Annotated in this window: 18 protein-coding genes; 14 read left to right on the top strand and 4 right to left on the bottom strand. The window is 36.7% G+C overall.

Going from position 1 to position 18,835, the window contains the following annotated elements; genetic code table 11:
- Position 1 precedes the first annotated feature (1 nt).
- The 8 genes from flhB to G4Z05_RS03895 all read left to right on the top strand — a co-directional run bounded on the left by flhB (position 2) and on the right by G4Z05_RS03895 (position 8,468).
- The gene (gene flhB, locus G4Z05_RS03930) at positions 2–1,096 is read left to right on the top strand and encodes a flagellar biosynthesis protein FlhB (protein WP_205597432.1); all 1,095 of its coding nucleotides are present in this window, start codon (positions 2–4) and stop codon (positions 1,094–1,096) included.
- The gene (gene flhA / locus G4Z05_RS03925) at positions 1,093–3,126 is read left to right on the top strand and encodes a flagellar biosynthesis protein FlhA (protein ID WP_163250565.1); all 2,034 of its coding nucleotides are present in this window, start codon (positions 1,093–1,095) and stop codon (positions 3,124–3,126) included. The genes flhB and flhA overlap by 4 nt, the downstream gene beginning before the upstream one ends.
- Positions 3,123–4,355 (top strand): flagellar biosynthesis GTPase FlhF, encoded by a 1,233-nt coding sequence (flhF, locus tag G4Z05_RS03920; RefSeq protein WP_163250564.1) that lies wholly within the window; start codon positions 3,123–3,125, stop codon positions 4,353–4,355. The genes flhA and flhF overlap by 4 nt, the downstream gene beginning before the upstream one ends.
- A 1-nt stretch (position 4,356) precedes the next feature.
- The gene (locus tag G4Z05_RS03915; RefSeq protein WP_163250563.1) at positions 4,357–5,241 is read left to right on the top strand and encodes a MinD/ParA family protein; all 885 of its coding nucleotides are present in this window, start codon (positions 4,357–4,359) and stop codon (positions 5,239–5,241) included.
- Positions 5,242–5,254: 13 nt separating this feature from the next.
- Positions 5,255–5,596, top strand: coding sequence for a hypothetical protein (locus G4Z05_RS03910; RefSeq protein ID WP_163250562.1), 342 nt, complete (start codon positions 5,255–5,257; stop codon positions 5,594–5,596).
- A 59-nt stretch (positions 5,597–5,655) separates the two neighbouring features.
- Complete coding sequence (locus G4Z05_RS03905) at positions 5,656–6,459, top strand: sigma-70 family RNA polymerase sigma factor (protein WP_205597431.1); 804 nt, start codon at positions 5,656–5,658, stop codon at positions 6,457–6,459.
- Between the two features lie 179 nt (positions 6,460–6,638).
- Positions 6,639–7,574 (top strand): manganese-dependent inorganic pyrophosphatase, encoded by a 936-nt coding sequence (locus G4Z05_RS03900; RefSeq protein ID WP_163250561.1) that lies wholly within the window; start codon positions 6,639–6,641, stop codon positions 7,572–7,574.
- Between the two features lie 327 nt (positions 7,575–7,901).
- The gene (locus G4Z05_RS03895) at positions 7,902–8,468 is read left to right on the top strand and encodes a DNA-3-methyladenine glycosylase I (RefSeq protein ID WP_163250560.1); all 567 of its coding nucleotides are present in this window, start codon (positions 7,902–7,904) and stop codon (positions 8,466–8,468) included.
- A 53-nt stretch (positions 8,469–8,521) separates the two neighbouring features.
- Here the strand turns inward: G4Z05_RS03895 and serC are convergent, their stop codons facing one another.
- Together serC and G4Z05_RS03885 are read right to left on the bottom strand one after the other, a co-directional pair.
- A complete protein-coding gene (serC, locus tag G4Z05_RS03890) occupies positions 8,522–9,619 on the bottom strand; it encodes a 3-phosphoserine/phosphohydroxythreonine transaminase (protein ID WP_163250559.1) in 1,098 nt (365 codons plus the stop codon).
- 144 nt (positions 9,620–9,763) lie between these two features.
- Complete coding sequence (locus G4Z05_RS03885) at positions 9,764–9,925, bottom strand: hypothetical protein (protein ID WP_163250558.1); 162 nt, start codon at positions 9,923–9,925, stop codon at positions 9,764–9,766.
- Between the two features lie 272 nt (positions 9,926–10,197).
- Here G4Z05_RS03885 and G4Z05_RS03880 point away from each other — a divergent pair, with 272 nt between their 5' ends.
- On the top strand, positions 10,198–10,824 hold the full coding sequence (locus tag G4Z05_RS03880) for a TetR/AcrR family transcriptional regulator (RefSeq protein WP_163250557.1): 627 nt from the start codon (positions 10,198–10,200) through the stop codon (positions 10,822–10,824).
- A 61-nt stretch (positions 10,825–10,885) separates the two neighbouring features.
- On the opposite strand, the gene G4Z05_RS16775 is transcribed toward G4Z05_RS03880, so the two are convergent.
- Positions 10,886–11,032: a YuzK family famiily protein gene (locus G4Z05_RS16775; protein WP_477505076.1), complete on the bottom strand. Its 147-nt coding sequence runs from the start codon at positions 11,030–11,032 to the stop codon at positions 10,886–10,888.
- A 363-nt stretch (positions 11,033–11,395) separates the two neighbouring features.
- Here G4Z05_RS16775 and G4Z05_RS03875 point away from each other — a divergent pair, with 363 nt between their 5' ends.
- The 4 genes from G4Z05_RS03875 to copZ are packed head-to-tail and all read left to right on the top strand — an operon-like array spanning position 11,396 to position 15,288.
- Entirely contained in the window at positions 11,396–13,813 is a 2,418-nt protein-coding gene (locus tag G4Z05_RS03875) for a heavy metal translocating P-type ATPase (protein WP_163250556.1), read from the top strand.
- A gap of 59 nt (positions 13,814–13,872) precedes the next feature.
- On the top strand, positions 13,873–14,673 hold the full coding sequence (locus G4Z05_RS03870) for a FixH family protein (RefSeq protein WP_163250555.1): 801 nt from the start codon (positions 13,873–13,875) through the stop codon (positions 14,671–14,673).
- A 56-nt stretch (positions 14,674–14,729) separates the two neighbouring features.
- Positions 14,730–15,068 (top strand): metal-sensitive transcriptional regulator, encoded by a 339-nt coding sequence (locus G4Z05_RS03865; RefSeq protein ID WP_163250554.1) that lies wholly within the window; start codon positions 14,730–14,732, stop codon positions 15,066–15,068.
- 13 nt (positions 15,069–15,081) lie between these two features.
- Positions 15,082–15,288, top strand: coding sequence for a copper chaperone CopZ (gene copZ / locus G4Z05_RS03860; RefSeq protein ID WP_038535054.1), 207 nt, complete (start codon positions 15,082–15,084; stop codon positions 15,286–15,288).
- A gap of 61 nt (positions 15,289–15,349) precedes the next feature.
- On the opposite strand, the gene G4Z05_RS03855 is transcribed toward copZ, so the two are convergent.
- A complete protein-coding gene (locus G4Z05_RS03855) occupies positions 15,350–16,633 on the bottom strand; it encodes an MFS transporter (protein ID WP_163250553.1) in 1,284 nt (427 codons plus the stop codon).
- 373 nt (positions 16,634–17,006) lie between these two features.
- On the opposite strand from G4Z05_RS03855, the gene G4Z05_RS03850 reads away from it, so the two are divergent.
- On the top strand, positions 17,007–18,494 hold the full coding sequence (locus G4Z05_RS03850; protein WP_163250552.1) for a helix-turn-helix domain-containing protein: 1,488 nt from the start codon (positions 17,007–17,009) through the stop codon (positions 18,492–18,494).
- The last annotated feature ends 341 nt before the right edge of the window (positions 18,495–18,835 follow it).

Here is an 18,835-nt window from a genome sequence, read left to right as displayed (position 1 = left end):
CATGCTGCTTCGTTTGGATTTGCAATTGTTTTCCGGAGAAAAAACGGAAAAAGCAACACCGAATAAACGAAGGGAGGCACGAAAAAAAGGGCAGATTGCCAAAAGTATGGAGGTTTCATCAGCCCTAACACTGCTATTTTCCTTCGGATTTTTATTAGTTGGCGGCAAAAGTTTAATAGAAGGGTGTTTATCCCTTTATCGCCATAGTTTTAAAGAATATATGAATTTAGAACTCACCATTTCTAGTACACAGGCTTTGTTTAACCAACTATTATGGGAAAGTGTAAAAATAACAGCTCCGATGTTAGCAATCTCACTCGCAGCAGGTGTGATTGCGAACTACATTCAAGTTGGTTTTATGTTCAATATTGGATTACTAAAATTCAATTTTGGAAAATTAAACCCACTTCAAGGACTGAAACAAATGTTTTCCCTGCGGGCATTAGTCGAATTAGTAAAATCGTGTTTAAAAATTATTATTACATCTGCTATCGTTTTCTGGGTAATTTGGAAGCAGAAAAATGAACTTTTAATCATGGGCGAAAAAAACTTAATTGATTCTGCTAGATTAATTGGTTCATTCGTTATCCAAATGGGCTTTGCTGCTTCTGCTAGTTTAATCGTACTTGCGGCAGCAGATTACATATATCAAAAATTTCAACATGAGAAAAAATTAAAGATGTCCAAACAAGAAATAAAGGATGAATTCAAGAAAATGGAAGGGGATCCTTTCATTAAGGGACAGCGGAGAGCCAAACAAAGAGAATTATCAATGAATCGAATGATGCAGGAAGTTCCGAAGGCAGATGTACTCATTACCAACCCTACTCACTTTGCCATTGCGATTCTTTATGATCATTCCACAATGGATGCTCCTCAGGTCATAGCAAAAGGAAAGGGATATACTGCCCTAAAAATGAAAGAGATTGCAAAAGAACATAACATTATGACAGTAGAAAATCGACCGTTGGCACGTGCCTTATATGCTTCAGTGGAAATTGGCGAGACCATTCCTGAGGAATTGTTTAATGCAGTGGGAGAGATACTGGCCTATGTGTATTTCCAGGAAGGCCGGTATAAGGAGATGATGACATGAAGACAAAAGATATGTCCGTTCTTATTGTCGTAATACTAATTGTTTCGATGATGATCATACCATTACCAACTCTATTATTGGATTTCCTGTTGATTTTCAACATATCCATATCTTTATTGATTTTGTTGGTTGCTATGAATACGAAAGAGGCATTGGATTTTTCAATTTTTCCAACCGCTCTCCTAATCACCACCTTATTTCGCTTAGCCTTAAACGTATCAACAACAAGATCCATCCTTTCAAAGGCAGATGGAGGAGAAGTCATTGAGACTTTTGGTTCGTTTGTCATTGGTGGAAATCCGGTTGTCGGATTTGTCGTGTTTTTAATTCTCGTGGTCATTCAGTTTATTGTGATTACAAAAGGTTCGGAAAGGGTCGCAGAAGTAGCAGCTCGATTTACATTGGATGCAATGCCTGGTAAGCAAATGAGTATTGATGCGGATATGAATGCGGGATTAATTACTGAACAAGAAGCTCGTGAACGCAGGAGAAAAATAGAACAGGAATCTGATTTTTATGGGGCAATGGATGGGGCTAGTAAATTTGTAAAAGGAGACGCCATTGCCGGAATCGTTATTCTAATAATTAATGTTATTGGTGGCTTTATCATCGGTATGTCGATTCATGGTATGGGTTTTGCAGAAGCGGCTAGCACTTTTACATTGTTGTCTGTTGGTGATGGACTCGTGAGCCAGGTGCCTGCTTTACTCATTTCCACAGCTACAGGTATTACAGTAACGCGTGCAGCATCTGATGGAAGTCTAGGCTCAGATATTATGAGGCAAATCTTTCATTATCCAAAATTACTTTATGTTGTTGCCGCTACTATTTTGGTGCTTGGAATTTTTACACCGATAGGTCTTTTTCTCACTCTCCCTGTAGCAGGAATTTTGGCCTTCAGTGCATACACCATGAAGAAATCCATGCAGAAAGAAGAACTTCAGCAGGAACAATTGGAACAGTCAGCAACAGAGGAGGATATTCGCAGTCCAGAAAAAGTGATCAATTTATTACAGCTAGATCCACTGGAATTAGAAATTGGATATGGCTTAATTCCTCTAGCAGACCAAAATCAAGGTGGGGATATCCTAGACCGGATTGTCATGATTCGTAGGCAATTTGCCGTTGAATTGGGCTTAGTGATTCCAACTATTAGGATACGGGATAACCTACAGCTACCGCCAAATCAATATGTCTTAAAATTCCGCGGCAGCAAAATTGCTTCAGGGGAAGTATATCTCGATCATTTTCTTGCTATGAATCAAGGGGAAGATACAAGCTCCATTGAAGGAATTCGAGTCATAGAACCGGCATTTGGCTTGCCTGCCATTTGGGTAAATATGGAGGAAAAACAAAAAGCAGAGCTTATGGGATATATGATTGTCGACCCTCCTTCAGTGATAGCTACTCACTTGACTGAAGTGTTAAAACGGTATGCCTATGAGCTTCTTCGTCGAGAAGAAACAAAAGAATTAATTGAAAACCTTAAAGGGTCACATCCGAATCTTGTGGAGGAGCTTGTACCAAACCTTATGTCAGTCGGGGATATCCAGAAAGTATTACAGAATCTTCTTCGGGAACAAATTTCGATTCGGGATTTGGCCACCATCTTTGAAACATTAGCAGATTATGCTGTTTATACGAAAGATCCAAGAGTACTGACAGAATATGTACGACAATCTTTAACAAGGCAAATTACGGAGCAATACGCTGAAAATGGCGTTATTCAAGTGTTAACAGCGGGGGCAACTTTGGAGAAAGGAATTTCCGATGCGATCCAACAAACCGAATCTGGTAGTTTCTATCTATCTATGGACCCGCAAACGTCTCGAAAAATTACCGAGGAATTGCAAAATGAAATTAATAGGGTAATTAGAGCTGGTGGACAGCCGATTTTCTTGACCAGTCCATCTATCCGTATGTATTTGAAGCAGTTCGTGGATAAGATCATGCCTGCTGTCCCTGTCCTAGCCTACAATGAACTGGAGCCTGATGTGGAGATTCAAAGTATTGGAGTGGTTAATATATGAGAACGAAAAAAATCGTCGCTGACACCATGCCCCTTGCTTTAAAAATGGTCAGACAGCAATTGGGTGAAAATGCCATTATTGTGAACACTAGGGTAATCAAGACGGGCGGGATCTTTGGCCTTTTTGCGAAACAAAAATATGAGGTAACTGCCTATTCGATCGATAAAGAAACGAAACCGAAAAAGACAAAAATGGATGTCGATGGTAAAGATCGGTTTGTAGCACAGAATGAAAAATTGGATTCAAGTAGTTCCTATTTTCATAAGCAACCTCAAAAAATGTATCAATATTATTCAGAGAAATCTGCTGCACAAAGTCCAGGGCAGGTCATACAACCAAAATCATTAGACAATGAACGTGCCATGTTAGATGAGTTACAGCATTTACGAAAAATGATGATGAATATGATGATGAATGATCAACAAGGGAAAATGGTACACCCTGCATTGACCAAGATCATTGATCGCTTGAAAAAACAAGGTGTGGAGGAGGAAGTGATGGAGTATCTGATCTCATCCCTCCTAAAAAAACATCAGTCCATTAAAGAACTTGAAGAAAATGAGATTAGAAGAGAATTCATTTCTATTATTACAAAGCTTTTAGAAAAGAGAGTACCAAATTCATATTCACTGGATGAGAGAACTCGTATGATTAATGTCATTGGACCTACAGGTGTAGGAAAAACAACCACCATTGCTAAGTTGGCGACGGAACAAGTGTTAAAACAAAAACGAAGAGTGGCCATGATTACGACAGACGTTTATCGAATTGCAGCGGTCGAACAGCTTAAAACATATGCAGGAATATTAAATGTTCCCATTGAGGTGGTTCACTCTGCAGATGAACTCACCCAAGCATTAGATAATCTGAAACATTATGATTTGATCTATATGGATACGACCGGAAGAAATTATAAAGAAGCAAAAAACCGGGCAGCTATTAATGAATTTATCTATAATCCGCCAGAAAGTGATAATTACTTGGTATTGAGCTTAACAACCAAATATGAAGATATGCAGATCTTACTCCAAGAGTTTCTAGACAGTCCTGTTCAAAAACTAATTTTGACAAAATTTGATGAAACGACAAGCTATGGATCCATATTAAATATTGCTTTTCAGTACCGTTACCAAATCGCGTATATCACGAATGGACAAAGTGTACCAGAAGATATTTCTATCGTTGATGCCGCTGGTCTAGCAAAACTCATTATAGGTGAGGGAATGTAATATGGACCAAGCACAAAGTCTAAGAGAATATATGAATCGTTTCAATGAATCTCATGAGACAAAGCACTCTTCCCGGCTGATTACCATTACAAGTGGGAAGGGGGGTGTCGGCAAATCTAATTTTACGCTAAATTTTGCTCTCGCATTAAGAGAAACTGGAAAAAAAGTGATCATTTTAGATTTAGATTTGTCGACAGCCAATATCAATATCCTCATGGGGGTAAATCCTCGGTTCACACTTGCCGATGTTTTGCATCAGCGAAAATCCATGTTGGAAATCCTGGAAAAAGGAACAGGTGGTATTGAATATCTTTTATGTGGGTTTGAGCTTGAAGAACTGCTGAAATTTGATCAAAATATGCTTTTGTTTTTTTGGAAACAGCTACAAGTACTTCAGTCTTATGCTGATTATATTTTATTGGACACGGGTGCAGGAATATCAAAAGAGAATATTGATTTTATCATGGCTTCAGATGAAACCATTTTAGTAACGACACCTGAGCCAACGGCCATTGCTGATTCCTATGCGGTTTTGAAAGCTGTTCATCAATCAACAAAACAGCCACCTAATTTTCGTTTAGTTGTTAATCGTGCCCATACATATCAAGAAGCAGTAGAAACATCAAGAGCCTTAAAAAATGCAGCCAATAAGTTTTTAAAAATGAAGTTAATGACGCTTGGATTTTTAATGGAAGATCCCTATGTACAAAAGGCTGTAAGGTTGCAAACTCCTTTTTATTTAGCATATCCAAAATGTGAGGCAACAAGGAGTATCAAGCAAATCTTGTATTCTTATACGCCTGAGTGGGGACAAACTCATCAAGCTCCAATAAAAGGTATTAAAGGATTTTTTGAAAAAATATTATCACTTGGCAAAATGACATAGAGGTGTTGATTTGATGTCATCAAAATGGCGCCATCAAGCGATTTTGGGATTGTCCGCATTTCTGCTAACCTTTTTGTTCTCTATGTTTAATAACACTTGGATAACCGCTTTATTATGGGCAGCTATCGGGTTTCTACTCTTTTTCATATTGGGAAGTGTCATACGGCTCGTAATCCATCAATCTATTTCGAAGCAGCAATTAAATACAAGAGAATGTTTGAAAGTAGAAAAAACTCCAGAAGTGGAGACTCTCGCGAACGATAACATTGAGAATCCGATGAATGACACATCATTTCATGCTGTCCCACTAGATGCTTTACATGGGGGAGAAAAAACAAAAACGAAAGCACCTTGAAAAATAAGAATGGTAGATTTCTAGTATTTTGCACAAAGCAAATCAAGGGGGGATAGGCTTTGGAACCTTTAGTGAATGATCCCATTCCTCATTACCCATTATGGAGAAAGTATCGGGAAAATCTTGACTTTATTTCACAGGATCATTTAGTTAGGCAATACAGTTATTTAGTAGAGCAGATGGCTAATCGTATGAGCTCATGTATTCCTCAGCAGATTATTTCTAAGGAAGATTTAATGGGACTTGGTTATATCGGACTAATAGAAGCGATCAAGAAATTTGATTATAAAAAGGGATACCAATTTGAGACATTTGGGTTATGGCGAATTAAAGGGGCTATGCTCGATGGCATTCGAAAAATGGATTGGGTGCCTCGTGGTATAAGAGAAAAAGCCAAAAAAATGAATGCTGCTATAAGTCAACTAGAACAAAAATTAATGAGAACACCGACGGAAACAGAATTAAGTCAATTTTTAGAGATGTCCCTAGATGAAGTGGACCAAGTAATGTCTGTTTTAGCTTTATCCACTCTGCTTTCACTGGATGAACCAGTGAACACCAATGATGAAGATAGCAAACAACAAAGTCGTATTGATCAAATTAAGGATGAAACCATCGAGCCACAGGAGAAGGAATTGCAAAAGTCCGAATTCCGTGAACTGATTGCTGAATGTATCGACAAAATGCCTGAAAAAGAAAGGCTAGTGATCACTTTAATCTATTACGAGGGATTGTCACAAGTGGAAATATCCGAAGTCTTAAATCTGACGAAAGGGAGAATTTCTCAAATTCATTCGAAAGCCATTCTTCGTATGCGAAAGTTTTTAGAAGAAAAAGGATATTCCTTAGATTCGTTTATGTAACATTTGATCATCAATCATAGTGGAGTTTTTTAGGTTCATTTTTATGAAAATAAAAGATAACTTAACTAAAATCGTAGATTTTATTTTGAATCCTTTCGCGGAATCATATATAATTTCGGATAGGGAAACACCTTTTTTGGCTTTTCCTTACATAATTACATATGGTTAGGAGTAATAGAATGGAAAAAGTACTTATTTTCGGTCATAAAAATCCGGACACAGATTCTATTTGTTCAGCAATTGCTTATGCAGATTTGAAAAAACAGCTTGGCATGGATGTGGAGCCTGTCCGTCTTGGACAAATAAATGGTGAAACACAATATGCACTAAACAAATTTAATGCAGAAGCACCTCGCCTAGTAGAAAAAGTGGCAACAGAAGTGAACTCTGTCATCTTAGTTGACCATAATGAGCGTCAGCAAAGTGCGGATGATATTACTGAAGTTCGTGTTTTAGAAGTCATTGACCATCACCGTATTGCGAATTTTGAAACGAGTGATCCTTTATATTACCGCTGTGAACCAGTTGGCTGTACAGCAACTATTCTAAATAAAATGTATAAAGAACATGGCAAGGAAATTAAGAAAGAGATTGCAGGTCTTATGTTATCTGCTATTATTTCTGATTCATTATTATTTAAATCTCCAACTTGCACAGAAGAAGATGTTGCTGCAGCTCGTGAGTTGGCAGAAATCGCTGGTGTAGATGCGGAAAAATACGGGCTTGAAATGTTAAAAGCAGGTGCAGATTTAAGCGACAAATCTGTTGCAGAATTATTAAGCCTTGATGCAAAAGAATTTGATATGGCTGGAAATAAAGTAGAGATTGCTCAGGTAAATGCGGTTGATACAGATGAAATCCTTTCAAGAAAAGAAGAATTAGAAGCTGCGATCAACGAAAAAATTGCCGAAAAGAATTTAGATTTATTCTTATTAGTTGTTACTGATATTTTAAATAATGATTCCATTGGATTAGCTTTAGGTAGCAAAGCAGCTGCTGTAGAGAAAGCATACAATGTTACTCTGACAGATCATACTGCATTACTGAAAGGTGTCGTTTCAAGAAAGAAACAAATTGTACCAGTACTAACAGAAGCTTTTACTCAAGGGGTTTAATGGTTTCATGAAAAATCGTCCATAATCACTACGGTGATTTGGGCGGTTTTTTTTCCTTTCATTTAAAGAAACTCACTTTTTTGACTGATTAAGAAAACATGAACGATTCAAGTAAATCGGACTTCCCTCTTATGAATATTTTTCTAATCCTTTAATACCGATTAGGCTTTTTCCTATTTACATTCCATGAATGGTCATTATGAATCCTTTCACTTTTATATTTGTAAAGCAATGTCACCCAAAAAAAAAGGAAGGAAAGCTTTCTTTCTAATTGAAATGAGAGGAATGACTAATAATAAAAGCGGAAAAACGAATGGAGGTTATTTGATGAATCGTTGTGGCTGGGTAAATCAAGATCCGTTGTATATCCATTATCATGATCATGAATGGGGTGTTCCCGTATATGATGATCGTTTGTTGTTTGAGTATTTAAGTCTTGAAGGGGCACAGGCAGGCCTAAGCTGGTATACTATTTTAAAAAAGCGGGAGAATTATCGGAAGGCTTTCGATAACTTCGATCCAGAAAAAATTGTGATGTATGATGAAAAGAAAGTGGAAGAATTATTACATAATGAAGGTATTGTTCGAAATAAATTGAAGATTCATGCGGTTATTTCCAACGCAAAAGCTTTTCTAAAGGTAGTTGAGGAATTTGGGTCCTTTCAATCCTATATTTGGTCATTTGTGGGTGGAAAGCCGATCATTAACCATTATAAAGATTTAACTGAGGTTCCGGCTACCACGGAAATAAGTGATAAAATGAGCAAAGATTTAAAAAAACGTGGCTTTAAGTTTGTCGGTTCAACGATTTGTTATGCATTTATGCAAGCTGTTGGGATGGTTAATGATCATCTTGAGTCTTGTGATTTTAAATATACGGATGCAATGAAATAAAGCTCAGAAGATAAAAGCAAGATTCGAACTTGCATTTTATCTTCTTTATTTTATTAACCATTGTTCTTTTGAAATTGAACCATAAATTCACTGAATGCTTTACAAGCTTCATATGGAACGGCATTATACGTTGATGCACGGCATCCACCAATGGATCGATGGCCATTTACGCCAACAAAGCCTTCTTTTTTCGCTTCAGATAAAAATTTCTTCTCCAGTTCTTCCGATTGAAGATTGAAAGTTATATTCATCAGTGAACGACTATCAGTGCCAGCGTGGCCGATATAGAATCCATTACTTTGATCAATCACATCGTAAATAAGTTTTGCTTTCTCTTCATTTCGTTTAGCAATTTCTTGGATACCGCCTTGTTCCTGAACCCAGCCAAGAACCTCACCAAGCATGTAAATACCGAATGTTGGAGGGGTGTTATATAGGGAGTTGTTATTCACATGGGTACTGTATTTTAGCATTGTCGGAATATTGGTATTGGCTTGTTCCAACAATTCCTTTCGTATAATCACAACCGTTACACCAGACGGACCAAGGTTTTTTTGGGCCCCAGCATAGATTAATGCAAATTTGCTCACATCGATGGGCCTTGAGAGAATATCACTGGACATGTCTGCAATTAATGGTACATTTTCAGTGTTAGGAAAAACTTTCCATTGTGTTCCATAAATCGTGTTATTCGAAGTAATATGTAAATAGGCGTCAGACTGATCAAATATTAGATCAGATAATTTTGGAATTGTCCGGTATTTATCCTCCTTGCTTGACGCAGCTTGATAGGCTTCCCCAAATAATTTGGCCTCTTTAAAAGCTTTTTCTGACCAAGATCCAGTCATGACATAACTAGCCTTTTTACCACTTTGTAAAAAATTCATAGGAATCATTGAAAATTGGAGACTTGCTCCTCCTTGAAGAAAAAGAATTTCATAATTATAAGGAATCGATAATAATTCTTTCAAACGGGATTTTGCTACATTATGAACTTCTTCATAAGCAGCACTTCGATGGCTCAATTCCATTACTGACATCCCAGTCCCACGAAAATTGACAAGCTCTGCCTGCGCTTTTTCTAGGACAGATAATGGAAGGGCAGAGGGACCAGCATTAAAATTGTATGTCCGTTGAACGTCAAGTTTCATTGTTCTTCTCACTCCCAAAATTTTTCGTTTATATGAATATATCACATTTTTAAAGAATTGCGACAAAAATGTTTTAATGCTTTAATAAAAAAAAGCCCAGCATGAAAAAATACTGGACTGATTTTTATCATCTATTTAAAATTTTTAATTTGCAGGTCCTTCAAGGAGAAAATCCTTTTTGGGTAAGGTTATAATTTTTCCGCCGATTTGGACGTGAACGGTATCGTTGAAAATGGCTTTAACGATTCCTTTAAGTGAAATCGTGGAATTTACAGAGATTTTTTTTGATTCGGATTGATTGGCCATGTGAATCAACACCTTTCGAATAGATAACCTATATAAATTTACATTATAATATTCGGAAAAATATTTTAATATCCTTCTTTCCCATATAGGTTTTTCAAAAAAATGAAATACAGCTCATGTATTCATCATTTTAATGAAATTGGGTAAAAAAAGAGTTTATTATAACATGAACTATAGTTCAAGTATGACATGGGATAACAAACAATGTCAATAAAAATGTGAATTATGGTTCATATTTTTTGTATATGGTATTATTAGGATGAGGTGGTCATATGACAGAGCGTGAAGACCTGCTCGTCGGTAATTTTCCCATTGTTCCTAAGCAGAAAAGAGCACAACAAAAAAGGAAGGCTCTTTTAGAAAGTGGAAGAATTTTATTTATTGATAAGGGATATGAACAAACGACGGCAAAAGATATTGCCGCACACGCAGGAGTAGCTACGGGAACCTTTTATCGATATTTTTCAGATAAACGACAGCTATTAATGTCTTTATTGGAGGATAGAATAGAAGAATTTTTCCCTCCTGAGCCGAGTTGGTCAACGCCTGATCCTGTATCGTTATTAGCTAAGATGTTAGAAGAACATGGAAAACGTTTAAATAAATTGGGCCTTCACAGGGTCTTACAGGAATTATTACCAAAAGATCCTGAATTAGCAGAGGCAATAAGTGCAGCCAGGAGGAAAATTCAAACTAGAATATATTCCGGATTGAAACAAGCATTTGAAAAGGGATGGACTTGGAAAGATTTAGACTTTGATACCGTTTCATGGTCTATCATGACTTTAGTGGAAAATGCCCATGAAAAAGAGGTTCAAGGCGGGGGACATGTAGATTATTACCAGTTAGCAAAAGTGATATGTAGGATGGTTTTTCCACCTGAGGTTCATAAAGAATAACGTTCATAAAATAAATAAGCGAAGGTGCCCATTATCTGATTAAGGGCACCATTTTCATTAATCATAGAATTTTTTTAAAAGATGAACACATGAGTTGTGAAACCAAATAATCATGTTCTCTTCGTTTTTCGATTTCCAGCCTAATATCGTGATTTCGACAATAAACTTTATAGCAAACACCATGGGCACTAAGTAATGCTTTTTCCATTTCATTCGTGTAATTCAATTTTAAATTTTGGATAATAAATCCCTCCTGAATTTTTCTTAACAATTTGTTAAGTTGGGATTTATCTTACCATTTCATACGTTTACAAAACAAAGCCGAAATAAAGGTATATCCTATCACTACTTTAGCAGATGATGTTTCTCGTTATATTAGCTTTTTCATACTTAAAATAACAGCCAAATCCTTCCAATAAAACCTTGTTTGATTGTTGAAAGTTAATAAAAATGGAGAAAAATAATTTAAAAACCATATTTTATTGACAATATAGGGTAGGGGGGTATACTATACAAGTGTAAGGGTAAAATAAAAAATGAATTAAAATTTAATGGATTGGAGGAACCGCAAATGGGCAGCTCCATGAAAGAAGTACAACTACCCGTAGCCGGCATGACTTGCGCGGCTTGTGCTAAAAGAATTGAAAAGGGGTTAAATAAATTAGAAGGCGTTCACGACGCAAATGTGAATTTAGCCTTAGAAGAAGCTATTATCAAGTATGACCCAGAATCAATCAATATAGAAGCGTTTGTTAAAAAAATCAATGATCTTGGATATCGGGTTGTGACGGAAAAAACGGAGTTTGACATATTTGGGATGACTTGTGCCGCATGTGCATCAAGAATTGAAAAAGTTCTGAACAAGATGGACGGAGTAACAAACGCGACAGTCAATTTGGCACTTGAATCAGCAACAATAGAATACACTCCTTCGCAAGTAACCATTCCGGACATGGTGAAAAAGATTGAGAAGCTTGGTTATAAAGCGAAAGTTAAGCAAGAGAAAACAGTGGACATTGCTGATCATCGCCAAAAAGAAATGGAAGAACAAAAAGGGAAATTTATTTTTTCACTAATACTTTCAATCCCGCTTTTGTGGGCAATGGTAAGCCATTTTGAGTTTACCTCCTTTATCTATCTTCCAGAAATGTTTATGAATCCATGGGTTCAATGGGCACTGGCAACCCCTGTTCAGTTTATTGTTGGAAAACAGTTTTATGTTGGCGCATTTAAAGCATTACGAAATGGTAGTGCTAACATGGATGTATTAGTATCCCTAGGAACATCAGCTGCTTATTTCTATAGCGTCTATTTATTAATTAGTTCCATCGGTACGGATTCGCATATGGTGGAACTTTATTTTGAAACAAGTTCGGTTTTGATTACATTAATCATTTTAGGAAAATTGTTAGAATCACGAGCGAAAGGACGTTCGTCTGAAGCCATTAAGAAGTTAATGGGTCTTCAGGCAAAGACAGCAACGGTCATTCGTGATGGGAAAGAATTAGAGGTTTCACTCGAAGAAGTTGAAGTAGGGGACTTTATCTATGTTAAACCAGGGGAAAAAGTGCCGGTTGATGGGGAAATCATCGAAGGACGCTCTGCGATTGATGAGTCCATGTTGACGGGAGAAAGTGTTCCAATTGATAAATCCGTTGGAGATCATGTTATTGGTGCCACGATAAACAAAAACGGCTTTTTAAAAATCAAAGCAACAAAAGTAGGCAAGGATACGGCTTTGGCACAAATCATTAAAGTAGTAGAAGAAGCGCAGGGCTCTAAAGCACCTATTCAACGGCTAGCAGATCGAATTTCAGGGATTTTTGTACCGATTGTCGTAGGAATCGCTGTCATAACTTTCTTGATTTGGTTTATCTGGATTAATCCTGGAAATTTCGGAGAAGCATTGGAAAAAATGATTGCTGTCCTTGTGATCGCTTGTCCTTGTGCTTTAGGTCTTGCCACACCGACTTCCATTATGGCAGGATCCGGTCGTGCTGCAGAAGCCGGGGTATTATTTAAAGGTGGCGAGCATTTAGAGCTGACCCATCGAATTAATACGATTGTTTTAGATAAAACAGGAACAGTTACTAATGGGAAACCTGTGTTAACAGACGTTTTTGTAGAAGAAAATTGGGATGAGAAAACATTTCTCAAGCTAGTAGGTTCCGCTGAAAAGCAATCCGAACACCCATTAGCCGAAGCGATTGTTAGTGGGATTAAGGAAAAAAATATTTCTCTCACAGATGCATCAGAATTTGAGGCAATTCCAGGGTATGGAATTAAAGCTTTCATTAATGGGGAAGAAATACTAATTGGTACAAGAAAATTAATGAATAAATATGGTGTTTCATTCGAATCCTCCGTAAAAAAAATGGAGGAACTTGAGGAAAGCGGAAAAACAGTCATGCTTGTGGCAATTAACGCGGAATTTGCAGGTATGATTGCTGTTGCAGATACGGTAAAAGAAACATCAAAAGCAGCCATAAAGAAATTAAAGGATATGGGACTTGAAGTGATTATGATGACCGGTGACAATATCCGAACAGCTAAAACTATTGCACAAGAAGTGGGGATTGAAATTGTCATCGCAGAGGTACTGCCGGAAGGAAAAGCGGAAGAAGTGAAAAAGCTTCAAAAACTAGGTAAAAGAGTAGCCATGGTGGGGGATGGTATCAATGATGCACCAGCTTTGGCGGTTGCTGATATCGGTATGGCAATTGGAACTGGAACAGACATCGCAATGGAAACGGCGGATATTACCCTAATGCGCGGGGATTTAAATAGTATTTATGATGCTATCTATATGAGTAAAAAGACAATTCGAAATATTAAACAAAATTTATTCTGGGCATTTGGTTACAATACATTGGGTATTCCAATTGCAGCAATGGGATTTCTTGCACCATGGCTTGCCGGTGCGGCAATGGCTTTCAGTTCAGTATCGGTGGTGTTAAATGCATTAAGATTACAAAAGATAAAGCTTTAATCCATTCCTTTTATGAAAAACAGAGGAAAACGACATTGAATATAGGAGGTGAAGATTAAATGAAAAAGTGGGTAATTTCAGCTGTTATATACGTACTTGTCGTGGTGGGGGGATTTACAGCTTATGACGGGTATTTTGCCAAAGAAGTGGCCAACAGTGATTCAGCAAGTCAAAAGACTCACGAAACATCTGAACATGGACATGAATCAAGAGATTCAAAGGATAGTGAAGTGAAGCCATCCCTCTTTTACAAAGATGGATTGATCACCATCACATTAGAAGACCAATACGGAAAACCAGTTGATAATCTTCTAATAAATCATGAAAAGCTACTACATTTAATTTTAGTAAATGAACATTTAGATCAGTACTATCATTTGCATCCAGAAAAAACAGGGAAGGGAAGGTTTGAAATTCTCCTTGAATTAGAGGAGGGCGACTATAAAGCCTTTATCGATATTCAACCGGAAAAACTTAGCTATCATGTCAACCCACTTCTTTTCTCAGTAGGAAAACATAAGCGATCTCATGATCATCATCCACTCCTTGTAGATCAAACTTTAACGAAAACAATAGATGGTAAAACTGTGGAATTGTCTGTAAGCTCTCTTAATGCAGGGGAACCTGTTACACTTTCCTTTAAAATGGATGAAACAACCTTGGAACCTTATTTGGGGGCAACCGGTCATGTTGTCATATTAGATAAAGATGCCAAGCATTACTTGCACGTACATCCGATTAATACCGAGAAACCGATTTTTGAAACGGAATTTCATCAGCCAGGGATTTATAAAATTTGGGCTGAATTTAAACAAGAAGGAAAAGTTCGTGTATTTCCTTTTATTATCGAAATAAAATAATAGAATTACGATGAGGGTACGAGGCTATGATATAATGAAGCAAAGGAGGCATTGGGATGTCTTTCAATGAAGAAGAAGTATTGGATGAATCCTGCTGTACAACAGCAGCAAACCAACGGAAAAGCCATCATTCTACACAGACGAAGAAGAATCTAATAACAAGACTTAATAGAATTGAAGGTCAGATTCGCGGTATTAAAGGCTTAATTGAAAAAGACACTTATTGTGATGATGTTATCCACCAAATTGCCTCAACGCAATCGGCTTTAAATAGTGTGGCAAAAATCCTCCTTGAGGGACATTTAAAAAGCTGTGTTGTCGAAAGGATTCAAGAGGGCGATTTGGAAGTTATTGATGAAGTATTAGTTACTATACAAAAGTTAATAAAAAAATAAGGGGGAAACAAATATGGAACATGTAACTTTAAATGTAAAAGGAATGTCTTGTAATCATTGTGTGAAGGCAATTGAAAGCAGTGTAGGAGAACTTGATGGAGTAAAGAATGTCTCTGTAAATCTAGAAAAAGGACAAGTGGAAATTGAATTTGATTCAAGTGTTGTTACTTTAAGTACCATTAAGGAAACGATCGATGACCAAGGTTATGATGTAGAGTAATTAAAAACACTCAGGTGTGCTCACCTGAGTGTTTTATTACGTAAACAAAGTGTAATCTCCATTATTGATCGAGCGATGTATAAGAATTTGACGGTGATAGATGATTGGTTTCCGGAACTTTTATCAAAATGATCGCCCCAATGATAAATAATACAATTAAACTGAATACACCGCTATTGGTGTTTCCAGTCATTTGAGCTGTGAGCCCTACTAAAAACGGTCCCAAGATGGCAGCAAATTTATAAAAGATACTGTAAAAACCAAAGAATTCATTGGCATTTTCTTTTGGAACTAGTTTGGCAAAATAAGAACGACTTAGTGCTTGAATACCTCCTTGGGATGAAGCGACAAGCATGGCTAATATCCAGAAATCCAAAGTTGTTTTTAGGAAATAAGCATAAGTACATATGATGATATAGATGAAAATACCAACAAGAAGCATATTTTTCCCTTTGTATTTATCAGCCAATCTTCCATAAAGGTAGGCAAAAGGGGCGGCAACCAATTGTGTTACAAACAAAATGATTAATAGATTGGTTGAATCGATTCCTAAATCTGAGCCGTAAGCAGTAGACATCGTGATAATGGTGTGAACTCCATCGATATAAAAAAAATAAGCTAGTAGAAATAAAAATAATGGACGGTATAGTTTAATTTTTTTTATGGTTCTAAACAGCTGTTTGAAACTGTTAGAGACCGGGTTTGACACTCGAGCTTTATAATATACTTGATTCACATTTTTTAACATAGGAATGGTAAATAATCCCCACCAAAGGGCTGTAATGGCAAAGGCAATTTGGCTTGCAACTGTAACGGAGAGGGGAAAAATGTTCTGTTGAGCGAAAATGATTAATGTAATCCCAAGAATAAAAGGGATCGTACTACCAATGTAGCCCATAGAAAAACCAATTGATGAGATTTTGTTCATCCGATCTTCACTAGTGACATCCACTAAAAAAGCGTCATAAAATATGTTTGTACCACCAAATCCGATTACAGTCAAAATATAACAGATTAATAGAAACAACCATTGATTACTTGGCACAATCGCCAGCATGAAGGTGAAGATAATCCCTAACGCAAAGAAAAAGGTGAAAAACCGCTTCTTAAACCCTTTAAAGTCAGCAATACTACCTAATACAGGTGCACAAATGGAAATTAACAATGTAGCAAACGAATTTGCATAACCCCAATAAGCTGTTGAAGCAGATCCCGCCAATCCAGCTTCTGACGCGGCAGCCTTAAAGTATAATGGAAATACAGCCGTCGTTATAAGAAGTGAATAGGCAGAGTTGGCCCAATCATAAAACACCCAGCTTTTTTCTTGTTTGGACATCCGTCTCATAAAATTCCCCCCAATATGGATTATCATTTATCTTTTTTGTCTTCAATTAATAAAAAGTCAAATAAGCCATCAACTTCTTTTTCGGCTTATTTTCCACTAGGTAGCCAACCATTCAATAGCATTAGCTGGGTTTTCAATCTTGTTATTACCAATTTAACCATTCGGATGATTAAAGTTTGAGAAAAAAGAACTATCTATTTCCATTGTACTATAAGCAAATATGAATTGTTTCTTTATTTTTTAAATTTTCTAAAGGGGTGTAAAGTTGGGAATTTTATAATATTAATTCTAGAAAATGTCCAAAAAAACCATAGAGTATCTCCCTATATGCTACAATTAAAGAAGAAAGGTAATGTTAAATGGGGGAAGTTTCATGGAAGGAAAATGGTTGATTGCAGATCGGGATTTAAATGAACGTGAGGGGTTAAAGTGGCTGCTCAAAACATCCTCAATTCCAGTTACGAGCATTTTTATGGCATCAGATTTCCAGGAATTTCGTCATGTTTTTGAGAGAGAAGTACCACATATCGTGTTAATCGAACTTGATATGATCGGAAAAGAGGATTGGTCCAATTTTTGTGACCTAATACAAATCTATGAACCTATTCTCCTTTTAACAAGTGCCGAAGCAACATTTGAAAAGGCACGCTTAGCGGTTGATTTGCAGGCTTTAGATTTAATGATTAAGCCTTTTTCTGCAAAAAGAGTGAAGACTGCATTACAAAAGGCTTCTAGAAAACTAACAGTTACTCATTCACAGAAAAAAAGTATTTATTCAAATTCGTATAAAGAGAGGTCTTTTGAATCACTTTTTTTACCAGGTGCGGCTATAGAGGAAAATTACTTTGTTGCAGCATGCAAGACTGAAAGTATTGATGCTCTTCGTACGCTTTATTCATTTTTGTCAGAATATCCTTTTAAAGATGTACGAGGAATTTTTGGTTTGAATGATATGGTTATTTTACTATTCACGGAGCATTGTAGTAATGTAACGGAGCAATGTCAAAAAGCGTTAAGGCGCTGGGAGGAAGAGTACTCTGAACCGCTTGCTATCGTTGTACAAATAGACAAATCTTCCAAGATGACCTTATATGAAAAATACAAAGAAACACGAAAAATGTTGGAAATAACCTATTACAAAGGTTACCGACAAGTCGTAGCATTTAACGAATCACCAAAATGGGTTCAGCGAGACCCATTTCTGGCGCCACCTGAACAGCAAGCCTGGATTGAAATGCTTCATAATTTTAGTTTGGACGAAATAAAGGACTGGCTTTATGATGAGTTTCTACAATTAACAATGCCTTATCCTGACCCGGGGTTAGTTCGAATTAGATTAACCAGCATACTGGCTCAAGTCCGAAGATTCATGAAAACGTATCATTTGGATGAAAATCTTGCTTATGAGAAGGAATACCATCATATCTTCAATTCCATTTTATACGACACGGTCCTTTATCGTACCGTTCAAAATTTCATTTTGTTTTTACAAAATATCTTTGAAGGGGCCAAGTCCAATATTCGAAATGTCACACAAGATCCCATTGAACGTGGAATTATGTATATTGAGGCGAATTATTCAAAAAGCAATTTGAAACTCAAGGATGTTGCCGAATACGTGGAACGGAATCCTTCTTACTTTAGTCATCTTTTAATGTCTAAAACAGGTCTCAGTTTTAAAGATGTTTTGACTAAAATAAGGATGAAGGAAGCTAAAAAACTATTAATCGAAACAAGTAAGCCGATTAAAGAAATCTCTAAACTTGTTGGTTATCAAAATTCAAATTATTTTAGTCGGATGTTTAAAGAAACGACCGGAATTTCGCCAAAAGAATTTCGGTTACAAAAAATGAATCCTTGAAATATATAAGAAATTCCTAACCATCTTGGTCAATGACGTTTAGTCTTCTCCCTTACACAACCGCTTTCAGGTGTGTGTTGTATAGATAGCAGAAATCCACTTTGAAGTGTAACTCAATACGAGACGCTTACACTTTACACTTCTCGATGGCGAAAATATATGTTCTTTTCTAGAGAAAATGACCCATTACTCTATAAGGGTCTTTTTTTTGTCCATTCCATATGGACAAATCGAGATTTTTGTCCACGAGCCGTGTATGAGACCATCTTTGAATTTGATGAAAAGTGCCTACACCATTCTGAACATAGTTGAATTAACTATATTAAGCTATGAGGTTATAT

The sequence above is a fragment of the Neobacillus thermocopriae genome (assembly GCF_010975035.1).
In the GTDB taxonomy this organism is placed as follows: Bacteria; Bacillota; Bacilli; order Bacillales; family Cytobacillaceae; genus Neobacillus; species Neobacillus thermocopriae.
This window is presented reverse-complemented; position numbering and strand designations above follow the sequence as displayed.